This window comes from Bacillus sp. FSL K6-0268 (assembly GCF_038005425.1).
In the GTDB taxonomy this organism is placed as follows: Bacteria; Bacillota; Bacilli; order Bacillales; family Bacillaceae_G; genus Bacillus_A; species Bacillus_A thuringiensis_S.
Window position 1 is genome coordinate 2,274,933 of record NZ_JBBOTF010000001.1, and the last position, 13,520, is coordinate 2,288,452.

The following is a 13,520-nucleotide window of genomic DNA, read 5'->3' on the forward strand; positions in this document are numbered from 1 at the left end:
GAGAGCCATCAGCTCTCTATTTCATAACCCCTATTCAAATGTAACTTCTACCTGCACAATCTCCGACCTACTTCCAAGTCGAAGCGGCGGTCCCCAGAATCCGAAACCAGAAGAAACAATCGCGTGGAATGCACCTTTTTGTGCGTATCCCCAGTCTAATTCGTACATTCTTCTCGTTACAATATGGTTCGGTGCCATTTGTCCGCGGTGCGTGTGGCCGGATAATAGTAAATCGACGCCAGCATCCGCTGCTTGTTTCAACTCAAATGGTTGATGATCCATTGCGATAACTGGCATCGATTTATCTACCGTACTCATTAATTGTTCAAAACTTTGGCGATCTCGCTCTGTTTTATCTCTTCTTCCAACGAGATAAAAGTCACCTTCAATTGTAATTACTTCATCTAAAAGAATACGAATATCAATCTTATCCATCTCTTGTAAAAACTCTGGAACCGCTCTACCGTAGTATTCATGGTTTCCTAAAACACCATATACGCCTAATGGTGCTTTCATTTGTTTCATGATTGGTCCCATATTCTTTTGAATGAACACACCTGGATGATCATCGATAATATCACCTGGCAGTAAAATAATATCAGGTTCCATCTCATTTACATGACGAACAAGTCTTTTTAAATGCGAAACGCCAGACAGTTTACCGAAATGCATATCAGAAGCCATCGCAATGCGTAAACTTTTACGCCCCTCTACCTTTTTCGGTATGTGCACCTCGTACTTTCTTACTACCGGACTATACGCATTAAATACTCCATACGCAAAGATAAAGATAAATGCAGCTATCACAGCCGTTCCTGTCCAAATAATTGCCGCTTCTTTCTCCACTGAAAACTGTAAAAGAAAGACCATAATATTAGCTAATGGCAACAACATAAGCGCATATTGTATGACCGCAAACCAAATCGAACCTATCGTTCGCAGAAATGGCAGAAACTTAAACACTTGCACGAGAATGTACGCATATGAAATAAATGCAACTATGAAAGCATAATATCCCCAAGATTCCCAGCCAAATACCGCATGAAGCCAAACCCATCCGTTCCAGCCAATGTAAAACATAAGTAGTGTGTATATAATTAATATGGTAAATATATTGAGATAACGAAGATTCTTCACAGCCAGCCTCCTTATTGATTTCTTCTATTATAACTTGTTATGCACTTATAACGTAAATATTAAGCACTTCGCTCATCATAGTAAAAACCTATAGTTGTTAGACTTGTATCTAACAACTATAGGCACCATTTATATCAACATTGTTTTTACAAATGCTCTTTATAAAAACTTGTTAATTTTTCAACTGCAATTCTTACTGGTTCTGGTTGGTCGTATAAATCGTAATGACTCGCACCTTCCACAACAAGTAAATCTTTTTTCTCTGAAGCTGCTTTCTCATACAGCTCATGACCATCTTTATAAGAACCGAATGCGCCTTGCTTGCTACCGACAATAATTTGCAGCGGCTGCGTTAATAACGTATCTGCTAAATGGAACGCATCAAAACCAATTACCGATCCCATGCTCGTAAAGTTTAGCTTATTTGGAGAGTTAACACTTTGCCCTCGTGGCGTTGTGTAATACTCAACTGCTTCTACAATATCTATATCGGTCATACCCGCTGCTACTAACTCTTCCTGATTTTTAGGAATCCAATTTGTAATCAGTTCCTCTGCTCCGCGTGCTTCAGCAGTACGTTGTTTACCAATCGCCTCTAACACCCCAATTGGATCAGCTTCACGATTTAATCGGCCAATATTTGCACCAACAACTGTGCCAACCGCTTTAATGCGGCGCTCTGTCATCGCAGCATTTACTGCATAACCACCGCCTGCACACACGCCTAACACACCGATACGTTCTTCATCTATATAAGGAAGGGTAGTTACATAATCTACTGCTGAGCGAATATCCTCAACTCGCGCAGCTGGCTCTTCAATATACCTCGGCGCACCTTCACTTTCACCTTGATATGATGCATCAAACGCAAGCGTTACATATCCTTGTTCCGCTAACTTCTCGGCATACAATCCTGCTGTTTGATCTTTACAGCTACTACCTGGATGCACACAAACAATCGCTGCATTTTGTTTCTTTTCCTCAGCACCTTCAGGAATGTTCAAAATACCTGCAACTTGTAAACCTCTTGCATAAAATCTTACATTTTTCTTCGTAACTGCCATATATAAAACCACCCTTATCTTATTTTTAATTTTACACTTGTGAGAGTTATTACTCACGTGTATATTTATAATAAAGCGAGCAACCACTTGTTTCAATGACCACATTTACGCATTTGGGTGATAATACACACGTAACGAAATATGTGTATCAACAACGGAGGAACACCATATGGAGAAAATCGATAGAAGAATTATAAAATCACAAAACGCCATTCAATCCACATTTATAGAGATGTTAATTACAGATGGTTTTGACGAAATTACAGTAAAAAACATTACAGAAAAAGCAAACATCGGACGAAAAACTTTTTACTTACACTATCTAGATAAGTACAATTTATTAGATAAAATTGTGGATGATCATTTAGACCAACTAAAAGAAATATGCTATGAGAAACAAAACAAAGGTTATATAGAAGGAACTGTTATATGGTTTGAATACTTCAAAGAGCACAAACCATTTTTCGCGGCACTATTTAGAAGTAACAGTACATTATCATTTCAAAAAAAATTACTAACTTTCATCATGGGTGAAATAGAAAAAAAATTAAACACAAACACATCAGTAAATAAAAACATCGATAAACATATCGTCTTAAAATTTTTAGGAACAGCTGTAATGGGCATTTTGGAATCGTACGTATTGGATGAAATTGATAGTGATGTTGCGTTTGTTGCGACGCAAGTTGGGGAGTTGATGAGGAGGAATATATAAACAATACAGCGGCGATTCCCTTGAGAAGGATTCATAAAATTTCACTATCCAAAACTCACCTATGCAATTATGCATAACTATCCCTTCCGTTTTATTTTCATGTTACGATATAAACGAAATACGACATATATCGACAAAGATAAAAGGAAGTGATTGTATGAAACGCTCTAAAACGTATTTAAAATGTTTAGCATTATCCGCTGTTGTTGCTAGTAGCGCTTTAGCACTTTCAACACCTGCTGCTTACGCTCAAACGACGTCACAAGTTGTAACAGATATCGGGCAAAATGCAAAAACACATACGAGCTATAATACATTTAATAATGATCAAACTGATAATATGACAATGTCTTTAAAGGTAACTTTTATCGATGATCCGAGCGCTGATAAACAGATTGCCGTTATTAATACAACTGGTAGTTTTCTAAAAGCAAATCCTACTATAAGTAGTGCGCCTATTGATAACTACCCAATCCCTGGCGCTAGTGCAACATTACGCTACCCTTCACAATATGATATTGCCTTTAATCTTCAAGATAACAGCGCCCGTTTCTTTAACGTAGCACCTACAAATGCTGTAGAAGAAACGACTGTAACCTCTAGTGTATCTTATCAACTTGGCGGTTCTGTTAAAGCTTCTGCAACGCCAAATGGACCTAGCGCTGAAGCGGGTGCAACTGGCCAAGTAACTTGGTCTGACTCTGTAAGCTATAAACAAACAAGTTATAAAACAAACTTAATTGACCAAACAAATAAAAACGTAAAATGGAATGTATTCTTTAACGGATATAACAATCAAAACTGGGGTATTTACACACGTGATTCCTACCATTCTTTATACGGAAACCAACTGTTCATGTACTCTCGCACATACTTATATGAATCTGATGCAAAAGGTAATTTAATACCGATGGATCAACTTCCAGCATTAACAAATAGCGGTTTCTCTCCTGGTATGATCGCTGTTGTTATCTCTGAAAAAAATACAGACCAATCTAACCTACAAGTCGCTTATACAAAGCACGCCGACGACTACCAACTTCGTCCAGGCTACACATTCGGAACTGCAAACTGGGTTGGAAACAACGTAAAAGATGTTGATCAAAAAACATTTAATAAATCGTTTACATTAGATTGGAAGAATAAGAAATTAGTAGAGAAAAAATAGATAAAGAAAACCGAACCGCCATTTAGATGGTGGTTCGGTTTTTATTTAAATTACAAACTCTTTCACTTCACATTAAAATAAAACTTTCAATACTACAGAACAAACTTAAGTGCTCTGCATGGAAGTTTGTATGATTAGACATTCTTTACATAGATAAAAATATAAAAAACTCTCTCCTATTTGAAAAGTTATTCCTCCTGTAAGTTCTCCTTCATTCCCATAATCTTCTCCGGTCAACATAGCCACATAGTTCATACTTTTTGAACAACAAGGACACGTTGCCTCTATAGAATCTTCTATGTATAGGGGTGCTCCAAGTATTCTACAAATATAATCTCTTCCCATCGCATCAAAAGCTTGGTCATTTTCATCTTCATCACAAGGGACATCATAATTCTCCATCGTTACTAATTTCATATCATACTTCGGCAGAGGAACTGGTATCTTATCAATTAATTCATACTTCCAATTAAACATCTCACTTTGAGTAATGGTATGTATAGAACGTTCTATTATATTTATTTTGAAATTTTGCATATCTTCATATAAGGAACAATTTAAACAAGTAATTAATGGCAACTCCTTTAATTCTTCTGTCTTAAGTTCCTCTAATCTCGAATCATTCAAATCAAAGGTAAATATTTGATGTGCTTGTTCATTACATTGCGGACATATAGGAACTTTCCAAGTGTCTCCACCAAAATAATGACCATATCCCTCTTCTCCGCAAATAACTCTAAACCCTAATTTTTTCATACATTTGCCTCCACTTTATAAATTGTAAGTTCAGTATACTTCATATGTAATCATCTATTACTATCTGTCTCGTATAATAGATGAATGTTTTCTCTATCATACTTATTGTTACAAATAGAATGTTAATTCATTTCACATTAACTTAATAACAGTAATTCAAGTACATATTTTTACAATAAAAAAGACTATCTAAAATTTAATTTAGAATAGTCCTTCTTTATCGTAATGAGCAGTCAAGTAATACATGCCAATATCATCCATTCAAAACACGTCGACGATTACCAACCCTTTGCACTATCTCAATAATATTAAAAAAACTAGATTGATTATTAAAATCAACCCAGTTTTTTTAAAATCACAAACTTCCCCCTACATCGTAAGGTAACATTTTATTTATAATCTTTACTGTACACAACTATAATTCGACTTAAAATTTTATTTTTTTACTTTTATCAGGAAGTTTAGAAAACGGATCATCTCCGTTCTCATAACCTTCTGGGCCCCAATATTCTTCTGGTATATTCCCTTCCTCAAAAACGTTTCGCAAAGTCCTTATTGCCTCATACCAAGTAGGGAAAATTTGAAAAGCAAATGGTGAGTACCCCTCTTCATTCCAAACCGCCCAACTATTATCCGGTAATTTAGTAATATACCAATCTAAATCAGGCGGTTGTATGAATATATGAAAAGTATCTGCCTTTGCCTCACTCCAGGTGCAGTACCCTAAACGATCAGCAAAAACATCCATATCGTTACTGAAATACTTATTCACAAACTTCTTTATAAATTTCATCTAACACTCCCCTGTTTTACATATATACTATTGTCCATCGATTTATAAAATTTCTCCCTTTGTATACTTCATATTAAAATATACACTCGCTTATTTCTTCTTAAATTTTCCCTTTAATTTCTGATATGCTAATGTTATTCCCCACCTTTTCACATTATCTCCTCCTAAACGATACAACTTACCTTTATTCCTAGGATGGTTCAATGTCCAAACATTTCTTTGAATGTGAATACCATGCCCATGATGATTAGGATGAAGTTCAATGGATCTAATAGGAGGTGTTTTAGGTGTTTGATATCTAATCCCAAAATGTCCAGGGTTTGCTCTAACACCTTTTATTCTCCCTACTTCCAAAACCTTATATCCTTTTTTTGCCGCGTATGCAGCGCCAAGTTTCCCAACTCCTCCTAGTGCAACTCCTGTCACTGCTCCTCTTAGTGCTGATTTCCCTACACCTTTCCAAGAATACCCTTTTTTTCGATTCTTCCATAAGTAAGTACCAACATCCCAAGCAGCTCCACCTAATGCACCAGCTACCCACCAAGCGGCATGGCCATCCGGATCCACCATCATCACCGGATTATTATCTGCATACGTATAACCATTCATTGTAACCGGATCATCTTCATCACCTGGATCAGGATCTACCGATAAGAACACACCATGATCTGGGTTATAATAACGTGCAATCAGATAATACATACCAATTTCTTTATCATACATGTATCCAGCATATCCAAATGGATTATCTGCTGCGATGCCCTTCGTATCACTCTTTAATACGTTATCCCATGAATCATATTCATACGTTGCTACAACTTCTCTATTTTGATCTGTCATCGCAATGACATCACCACGAGGGTTGTAGTGGTAGTATAACGTTTGTCCTTTTGATTTCATCGCTAGACGCGCGCCACTTGTTGCGTATACATATTGACGAAGAACATTTCCACTACCATCCGTCTCGTACAACGGATTAATACTATCTCCATCATAGAAATAACGTGTTACTTGACCATTTACACTCTTTTCAATACGACGGTTATTCTCATCATATTTATAAGTTGCGAATGCATTGCTCTCACCTTGTTTTGTAATAGCTACAAGTTGGTCATCTTCATTCCATGTATATTTGTACTTTCCATCAGATGTACGATTTCCATTCGCATCATACGTTAACGATTCGTTTCCGAATTTTACAAGCTGATTTCCTTCATTGAATGTTGCCGCTATAGATTTTGTTTCTTTTCCATTCTCTACAACTTTCACACTTGTACGGTTTCCAAATCCATCATATGTGTATGATTTAGTTGTTCCGTTTGGTAGTGCTTCATTTAATAATTGGTTAATCGGGTCATATACAAAGTTTGTTTCTGTTACTTTTCCGCCCGTACCTTCATGTTTAATCTTCGTATTGAAGTTTAAAGATAAATACATTTAACAATTGATAAAATAAAACAAGGGCTTTTTTGGAATCATCGATTAAACTTGCAATTTAGTTGAAGAAGGCACAAACTGATGATGCGGAAAAACGTAGTATATAGAAGACTATGTAAGGAGTTTTTCATATGATTGATAACAGAATTTCGAAAGATTATGACCATGAAATAGATGATTCTTTAAAAGAAATTACAGATACAACCATCTTACTTAATTTTCAAAAAGCGATTGTAAGTTTATATCCTCATCTAATACCAATTCATGCTTTTGCCTATGACGCATGGGATGATATTGTAATGCCATTGTTTTATGAAATGGTATATAAAACCTTTGCTTTTAAATACGGGATAGATATTAACTTTAAAGAAACTCATACCTATATGTTTTCGCTTAATAGTTATAAAGGGATACATCACATCGAGTGTGTTCCAAAGTGCACGACATTTAAGATTTATATTAACGAAGAATGGATTGAAATGGATAATAAAAGTTTGAAAGAAAATGTATTTGTATTTAAGTCATTTGGGGATGGATTGCATTTTCTAACTGGTGGAATTGAAATTGCAGATGCTTATCGTGTAGGATTTGACCTTGTTGAGGTTGATATTGTTTCTACCATAACAGGTCTTCCATCTAAAACAAGTATTTTTATTGATAAAGAGCATGTAGACTTTGTGTTTGTTGCAGAAACATATGATACAAATATCCAAAATTAAAAATTTCATGTAAGAAAGTAGGAAGAATATCTTCATTACTACTAGTACCAAATAGTTATTTGAACACGCTCCGCTATTATATATACAAACTTCCTACTACATTTCATATGAGAAAAAGTTATTACGATAAACAAAGAAAAGGTCTCCTAAAATATATTTTAGGAGACCTTTTCTTCATTACACTTGCATCGCTTTCTCTCTCAATGCTCTTCTTAACAATTTACCCGTCGTATTCTTCGGTAATTCTATTAAAAACTCAATGCTTTTCGGCACTTTATATTTCGCTAAATGTAACGTACAGTAATGCATTAGTTCTTCTTCTGTTACGTTTGCTTGCTTCAAAACGACGTACGCTCGCACAGCTTCTCCTAAGTTTTCATCAGGAACACCGATTACAACAACTTCAGCTACTGATTGGTGCGTATATAATACTTCTTCTACTTCACGAGGATATACGTTATAACCGCCAACTAGGACGATATCTTTTTTACGATCAACGATATAGAAGTAACCTTCTTCATCCATTTTCGCTAAGTCACCTGTATATAGCCAGCCGTCTTTCAATGTCGCAGCTGTATCTTCTGGTGCATTATAGTATCCTTTCATAACGTTAGGTCCGCGAACGATTAATTCGCCGACTGCGCCGACAGGTACTTCTTCCCCAAGTTCATTTACAATTTTATTTTCTACATGCCAAATATTTGTGCCAATTGATCCTGGTTTACGAGGACGATCTAGCGGGTTGAAACAAGTAACTGGTGATGCTTCTGATAAACCGTATCCTTCTGAAACAATAACGTTAAAACGTTTTTCAAAGTTTTGCAGAAGAGCAACAGGCATCGATGCACCACCGGAAATACAAAGGCGAAGCGTCTTCACATCTTCTGCGCTTGCTTCTTCAAATAAATATAAATAATTGTACATCGTCGGTACGCCAGCAAAGATCGTTGGTTCGTACGTACGACAAATACGGAATACTTCTTTCGGACTAAATTTCGGTAACATTAAAATCGTTGCTCCGTTCACAATCGGTGCATTTACCGCAACTGTTAAACAGAATACATGGAACATTGGCAGTGCCGCAACGACGCGATCGTCAGCAGTAAATTGTAAATAAGACGCAACATCATTCGCATTACTATATAAATTTTTATGTGTGAGCATAGCGCCTTTCGGTTTTCCAGTTGTACCTGAAGTGTATAGGATAACCGCTACATCCTCTTCATCTAGTTCAGGGCCTTCGTATTGTAAATCTCCAGCCCCCACAAAACTAGTAAACGTTTTCATTTTTTCGGTTTCTGTATGGTTAAAATCTGATGAGGTTTCGCATATGATGATGTTTTCTAATGAAGGAAGTCTTGTTGTAAGAGATTGTATAACAGGTAGAAGGACGTCGAGTACGATGATTGTTTTTACATCTCCATTTTGTAAAATGTAATGCATTTCGTCTGCTGTATAAATTGGATTAACTGGAATAACAGTTGCTCCGGCTTTCATTGTTCCGTATAAACCGACCAAAAAATGTGGTGAGTTCCCAACAACTAATGCGACATTGTCCCCTTTTCCAATGCCCATTTCTGCTAAATTGCTAGAAAACCTTGTGACCATTTTGTTTAATTGGTCATATGAGACCGACTGATCCATAAATATATAAGCCGGTTTTTCCCCCTTCTTTTTTGCCGTTTCAGCCAAAGATTGAACGAGATTCACAAAAACCCCACCTTTATAAAATTTAGAATATTTAAAAATTCTAAATTAATTATATTAAAAGAAAATTAAAGTGGCAAGTGATATTCTATTAACTGCATATAGACAGATCACCTTCTCTTAGTTTAATTTGGAAAAATAAGGGGATTTTATTTACAAGTAATTTATAACACTAGACCAAAAATCATTTTAGGATAATATGCACTCATCTTTTTTCTAAGATTTTCAAGTTCCTCTTTATTTAAGCTCGTATACTCCCCATACAAATTCAAAACGTCCGCTCCATTTTCATGAAAATATACGGTAACATATAACGTCGGTAACCCTTTGTTGTTTTCATCTATTGATAAGACGACATCTGGCGTTTTATTAACAGTGCTGAATGTTTCATTTCTTTTCCACTTCTTATTTTGAAACATGTCTTGTATATCATGTATCTTTCGTTTGTTATCTGTATGCGTAAAATATATAACATTATCCTCCGCTGGTTTTCCGATAGACAAAATTGTACGACTTGAGGGCGATCCACTGTTACACGCTGTCATTCCGATGACAAAGCTGAGTAATAATACAACGTACATTACCCTTTTCATATCAATCCGCCTCCTTTTGAATATATATATTCCTTTATAAGAGGCAGATGTCCTGTGATTTTATGGTGAATGAAATTATATAAGCGATTTTTCGAATATATCGACTTACCGAAAAAACGCGACAATCTACGCAAAAAAAGAGGCTGCCCGTTATGGCAGCCTCCCTCATTTTTAGAAGAATAAATGTAAGAAATCTTCAGTTGTAATGTTACCGAAGTAGCGTGCGATATCTACGCCTTCTAAAGCTGCAGTGAATGTATCTTTATCGAACTGAACGCCTGTTAGACGCTCTTCGATATCATGAACATCTAGTGAACCGAAGAAGTCGCCGTAAATTTTGCATTCTGTTACTGTTCCTTTTTTCACTTCCAGACGAACGTCAACTTGTCCAACTGGGAAGCGGTGTGAATGTTGTAAGTTGAACTTCGGTGATTTTCCGTAGTTCCAGTCCCAATTGCGGTAGCGCTCTTCAGAAAGTTTATGGATTTCTTTCCAATCCTCTTCTGTTAATTCATACGTTGGGATTTCTGTTTCTCCTTCGAAAATTGTTTCTAGAAGAAGTTGTCTAAACTCTTCTGTCGTCATTTCTTCGTTTAGGAACTCTGTAATGTTCGCAACGCGGCTACGGATTGATTTAATTCCTTTTGATTGGATCTTATCCATTTTTACTTTCAGTGCTGATACGACGTGATCGATTTCAGAGTCAAATAGTAACGTACCGTGACTGAACATACGACCTTTCGTTGAGAACTGCGCGTTACCTGAAATTTTTCTTCCTTCAGCTAAAATGTCGTTACGACCACTTAGTTCTGCATTTACACCTAATTTACCAAGCGCTTTCGTTACAGGCTCTGTGAATTTTTTGAAGTTGCTGAAACTATCTCCATCATCTTTCGTGATAAAGCTGAAGTTTAAGTTTCCTAAATCATGATATACTGCGCCTCCGCCTGATAGACGACGAACGACATGAATACCTTTTTCTTTTACGTAATCTGCATTAATTTCTTCTACTGTGTTTTGGTTTTTACCAATGATAATCGAAGGTTCGTTAATGTAGAACAGTAAATATGTTTCGTTAATATCTAAATTTTTCACACAATATTCTTCAATCGCTAAGTTTATTCTAGGATCTGTAATTCCTTTATTATCAATAAATAACATCGTATCACCTCATGAGTTCCATACGTAGCCACTATGCGCTAGCGTAATATGGCCACTGAAAATTTGTTTTGCTTCTGTTACTAAATTAGATGGGTTTCCTGTATGCGGTAAGTGCGTTAATAAAAGTTCTTTTACATTCGCATCTTTTGCAATACTTGCTACTTCTGCACTATTCATATGCCCTGCTTTTGCAGCCTCTTGATGTGCATACATATTACACTCACAAATGAAAAGATCAGCATCTTTCGTGAATGGAATGAATTCAGGAATATAACTTGAATCAGCGCTGTATACTACAGCACCATCTCCAGCTGTAATACGCATCGCAAAGCATGTAACAGGATGAACAGTTTTTAAGAACGAAATCGAGAACGGTCCAACTTGAAGTGTTTCTTCTGGATTGTACGCGATTCCTTTCGTATGTGGTTCATGTGTTAAAGAATGGAATCCATTCTCGTCAAACGTATGACCGTATATTGGTAATTCCGGTAGTTGCCTTGTTGTTGCACTCGTAATTAATCTCGCATATTGCAATACCCCAATGTCCGCAACATGATCGTGATGATAGTGTGACAGTACAACTGCATCTATATGAGATGGTGTTATATATTTTTGAAGCTGTGCTAGTACACCACTACCACAGTCTACAAGTAAACGAAAACCATCGTGTTCAAACAAATACCCCGACGTTGCTTCTCCCGCTTCTGGAAATCCGCCCCAAAAGCCGACAACAGTCATTTTCATATGTATCCATCCTTTCTAAAACCGAGTAGGAATGCATGTTTCACTTACATTCTACATTGTTAACTATAATCCATTTCCTAAACTTTTTCATTAATTTTCAATTTTGTTATAAAACAGTTGTTGACTTTTATTTTTTGTACTAATACAATAATAGTAAGAAATGGAAATGGAGGGATTGACATGATTGATCAACCAATGGAGTTTTTCAGAAATTTACCGACGAAAACTTGTGCGCACTGTGGGAAAGAAATTGATGAGCAACACGAAGCATACCATAACAAATGTGATGACTGCGTTCACGAAGAATAGTAGTTTATGAACATAAAAAAACCTAGCAGACATAGTCTACTAGGCTAATAACATCGTATCCTTCTTCATCGTTGAACCTTTCACCAAGAGCTCCAGTTCAAACTCATACAATTCTTTTTGTCGATAATTTTTCGTATGGATTTTATCCATCATCAGGTCGACAACTTTTCGGGCCATCTCATCGATTGGCTGTTCAATTGTCGTAATACCTGGCTCTGTAATCTGTGATAATATTTGATTATCAAAACCGATAACAGCGAGATCATCTGGAATGCTCCAGTTATGGTGCTTCGCCTCTGAGATAATTCCAGCTGCTACCTCATCGCCTCCTGCCAAAATCGCGGTAGGATTTTTTTTGTCCTTTAATACTTCATGGAATATTCGTTTTCCATCCTCCCAAGAGAAAGCGTTTTCAAGAAAATCAATCGCTTCTACTTGGCGGCTCTTCTCAGTTATTGCACGTAAAAAGCCCATTTTTCGCTGCTGGCTAACTAATTTGGTTTCGTTACCACGGCAAAAAATAAGATTGCGATATCCTTGATCTAACACATGCTTCGCAGCTATGTATGCTCCTTGCGCATGATCAAACTTCACTGTTGGAATATTTGCTTCCTCAATATATTCATTACATAACACGATTGGACCGTGCTGTAAGTATGGCTCTACATCTTCCCACGGATTTTCTAGTGAACATAGAATAATCCCATCTACTTGTTTCGTAGATAATAATTGTAAATACTCCATCTCTTTTTCAGGTAAATATCTTGTTTGACAAATAATCAGTTTATATTTATGTTCAGAAGCTGCAATCTCGATTGCTTCAATAAATCTACTGAAAAAAGGATTTGTAATCCTTGGAACTAGCACCGCAATTGTTTCCGTTTTTTGTTTACGAAGCCTTCTCGCCGCAGAATTAGGAACAAAGCCTAAATGCTTCATTGCTAATTGAACCCTTTTTTTCTTCTCATCTGAAACATATGGATGATTATTAATCACCCTAGAAACCGTTGTCCTTGATAACCCCGCTAATTTCGCCACGTCCTCTATAGTCGACACGAAATTCTCCCCCTTTGCATGAAAACGTTTTCTTAAATTGATTATATAGTATATTATTGGAAACTGCAATATCGGTTGTTATGATTTTACTATATTAATATTATACATAGGTAAAAGTCTGTTAATGGAGGGGCAATATACTGCTTTTAGACATTTACGGT

At 36.3% G+C, this 13,520-nt stretch carries 13 protein-coding genes and 1 pseudogene; 4 read left to right on the forward strand and 10 right to left on the reverse strand.

Features of this window, described 5'->3' with window-relative positions; all coding sequences use genetic code 11:
* Nucleotides 1-30: 30 nt before the first annotated feature.
* A complete protein-coding gene (locus tag MHI28_RS11690; protein WP_016097883.1) occupies nucleotides 31-1,137 on the reverse strand; it encodes a metallophosphoesterase in 1,107 nt (368 codons plus the stop codon).
* A gap of 146 nt (nucleotides 1,138-1,283) precedes the next feature.
* Entirely contained in the window at nucleotides 1,284-2,201 is a 918-nt protein-coding gene (locus tag MHI28_RS11695; RefSeq protein ID WP_000301546.1) for an alpha/beta hydrolase, read from the reverse strand.
* Between the two features lie 169 nt (nucleotides 2,202-2,370).
* On the opposite strand from MHI28_RS11695, the gene MHI28_RS11700 reads away from it, so the two are divergent.
* The gene (locus MHI28_RS11700) at nucleotides 2,371-2,916 is read left to right on the forward strand and encodes a TetR/AcrR family transcriptional regulator (protein WP_000411007.1); all 546 of its coding nucleotides are present in this window, start codon (nucleotides 2,371-2,373) and stop codon (nucleotides 2,914-2,916) included.
* Between the two features lie 157 nt (nucleotides 2,917-3,073).
* On the forward strand, nucleotides 3,074-4,084 hold the full coding sequence (gene cytK2, locus MHI28_RS11705; protein ID WP_000830634.1) for a beta-channel forming cytolysin CytK2: 1,011 nt from the start codon (nucleotides 3,074-3,076) through the stop codon (nucleotides 4,082-4,084).
* 105 nt (nucleotides 4,085-4,189) lie between these two features.
* Here the strand turns inward: cytK2 and MHI28_RS11710 are convergent, their stop codons facing one another.
* From MHI28_RS11710 to MHI28_RS11720, 3 genes and pseudogenes are all read right to left on the reverse strand, one after another.
* Nucleotides 4,190-4,840 carry a hypothetical protein gene (locus tag MHI28_RS11710; protein ID WP_044783513.1) on the reverse strand — a complete coding sequence of 217 codons (651 nt, stop codon included), beginning with the start codon at nucleotides 4,838-4,840 and terminating at the stop codon, nucleotides 4,190-4,192.
* A gap of 427 nt (nucleotides 4,841-5,267) precedes the next feature.
* Nucleotides 5,268-5,633: a hypothetical protein gene (locus tag MHI28_RS11715; protein WP_086413194.1), complete on the reverse strand. Its 366-nt coding sequence runs from the start codon at nucleotides 5,631-5,633 to the stop codon at nucleotides 5,268-5,270.
* Nucleotides 5,634-5,723: 90 nt separating this feature from the next.
* Nucleotides 5,724-7,046, reverse strand: a pseudogene (locus MHI28_RS11720) (RHS repeat domain-containing protein); the annotation flags it as partial.
* A 155-nt stretch (nucleotides 7,047-7,201) separates the two neighbouring features.
* Here MHI28_RS11720 and MHI28_RS11725 point away from each other — a divergent pair.
* Nucleotides 7,202-7,789 carry a hypothetical protein gene (locus MHI28_RS11725; protein WP_000566763.1) on the forward strand — a complete coding sequence of 196 codons (588 nt, stop codon included), beginning with the start codon at nucleotides 7,202-7,204 and terminating at the stop codon, nucleotides 7,787-7,789.
* A 177-nt stretch (nucleotides 7,790-7,966) separates the two neighbouring features.
* Here MHI28_RS11725 and MHI28_RS11730 read toward each other — a convergent pair whose 3' ends face one another.
* The 4 genes from MHI28_RS11730 to MHI28_RS11745 form a co-directional block, all read right to left on the reverse strand.
* The gene (locus MHI28_RS11730; protein WP_001055198.1) at nucleotides 7,967-9,499 is read right to left on the reverse strand and encodes a fatty acid--CoA ligase family protein; all 1,533 of its coding nucleotides are present in this window, start codon (nucleotides 9,497-9,499) and stop codon (nucleotides 7,967-7,969) included.
* 161 nt (nucleotides 9,500-9,660) lie between these two features.
* Nucleotides 9,661-10,089: a hypothetical protein gene (locus MHI28_RS11735; protein ID WP_000832634.1), complete on the reverse strand. Its 429-nt coding sequence runs from the start codon at nucleotides 10,087-10,089 to the stop codon at nucleotides 9,661-9,663.
* A gap of 171 nt (nucleotides 10,090-10,260) precedes the next feature.
* Complete coding sequence (locus MHI28_RS11740; RefSeq protein WP_000897261.1) at nucleotides 10,261-11,250, reverse strand: lipoate--protein ligase; 990 nt, start codon at nucleotides 11,248-11,250, stop codon at nucleotides 10,261-10,263.
* 9 nt (nucleotides 11,251-11,259) lie between these two features.
* A complete protein-coding gene (locus MHI28_RS11745; protein WP_000784691.1) occupies nucleotides 11,260-11,994 on the reverse strand; it encodes an MBL fold metallo-hydrolase in 735 nt (244 codons plus the stop codon).
* Between the two features lie 180 nt (nucleotides 11,995-12,174).
* Between MHI28_RS11745 and yhfH the strand changes: the two genes are divergently transcribed.
* Nucleotides 12,175-12,303 carry a protein YhfH gene (gene yhfH / locus MHI28_RS11750; RefSeq protein WP_000567010.1) on the forward strand — a complete coding sequence of 43 codons (129 nt, stop codon included), beginning with the start codon at nucleotides 12,175-12,177 and terminating at the stop codon, nucleotides 12,301-12,303.
* A 39-nt stretch (nucleotides 12,304-12,342) separates the two neighbouring features.
* On the opposite strand, the gene MHI28_RS11755 is transcribed toward yhfH, so the two are convergent.
* Nucleotides 12,343-13,359, reverse strand: coding sequence for a LacI family DNA-binding transcriptional regulator (locus tag MHI28_RS11755; protein ID WP_000103710.1), 1,017 nt, complete (start codon nucleotides 13,357-13,359; stop codon nucleotides 12,343-12,345).
* Nucleotides 13,360-13,520: the final 161 nt, after the last annotated feature.

Coding starts and splice junctions, on each gene's coding strand:
- MHI28_RS11725 (WP_000566763.1), top strand. CDS start 7,202: ATGATTGATAACAGAATTTCGAAAGATTATGACCATGAAATAGATGAT.
- MHI28_RS11735 (WP_000832634.1), bottom strand. CDS start 10,089: ATGAAAAGGGTAATGTACGTTGTATTATTACTCAGCTTTGTCATCGGA.
- cytK2 (WP_000830634.1), top strand. CDS start 3,074: ATGAAACGCTCTAAAACGTATTTAAAATGTTTAGCATTATCCGCTGTT.
- MHI28_RS11700 (WP_000411007.1), top strand. CDS start 2,371: ATGGAGAAAATCGATAGAAGAATTATAAAATCACAAAACGCCATTCAA.
- MHI28_RS11715 (WP_086413194.1), bottom strand. CDS start 5,633: ATGAAATTTATAAAGAAGTTTGTGAATAAGTATTTCAGTAACGATATG.
- MHI28_RS11745 (WP_000784691.1), bottom strand. CDS start 11,994: ATGAAAATGACTGTTGTCGGCTTTTGGGGCGGATTTCCAGAAGCGGGA.
- MHI28_RS11695 (WP_000301546.1), bottom strand. CDS start 2,201: ATGGCAGTTACGAAGAAAAATGTAAGATTTTATGCAAGAGGTTTACAA.
- MHI28_RS11710 (WP_044783513.1), bottom strand. CDS start 4,840: ATGAAAAAATTAGGGTTTAGAGTTATTTGCGGAGAAGAGGGATATGGT.
- yhfH (WP_000567010.1), top strand. CDS start 12,175: ATGATTGATCAACCAATGGAGTTTTTCAGAAATTTACCGACGAAAACT.
- MHI28_RS11740 (WP_000897261.1), bottom strand. CDS start 11,250: ATGTTATTTATTGATAATAAAGGAATTACAGATCCTAGAATAAACTTA.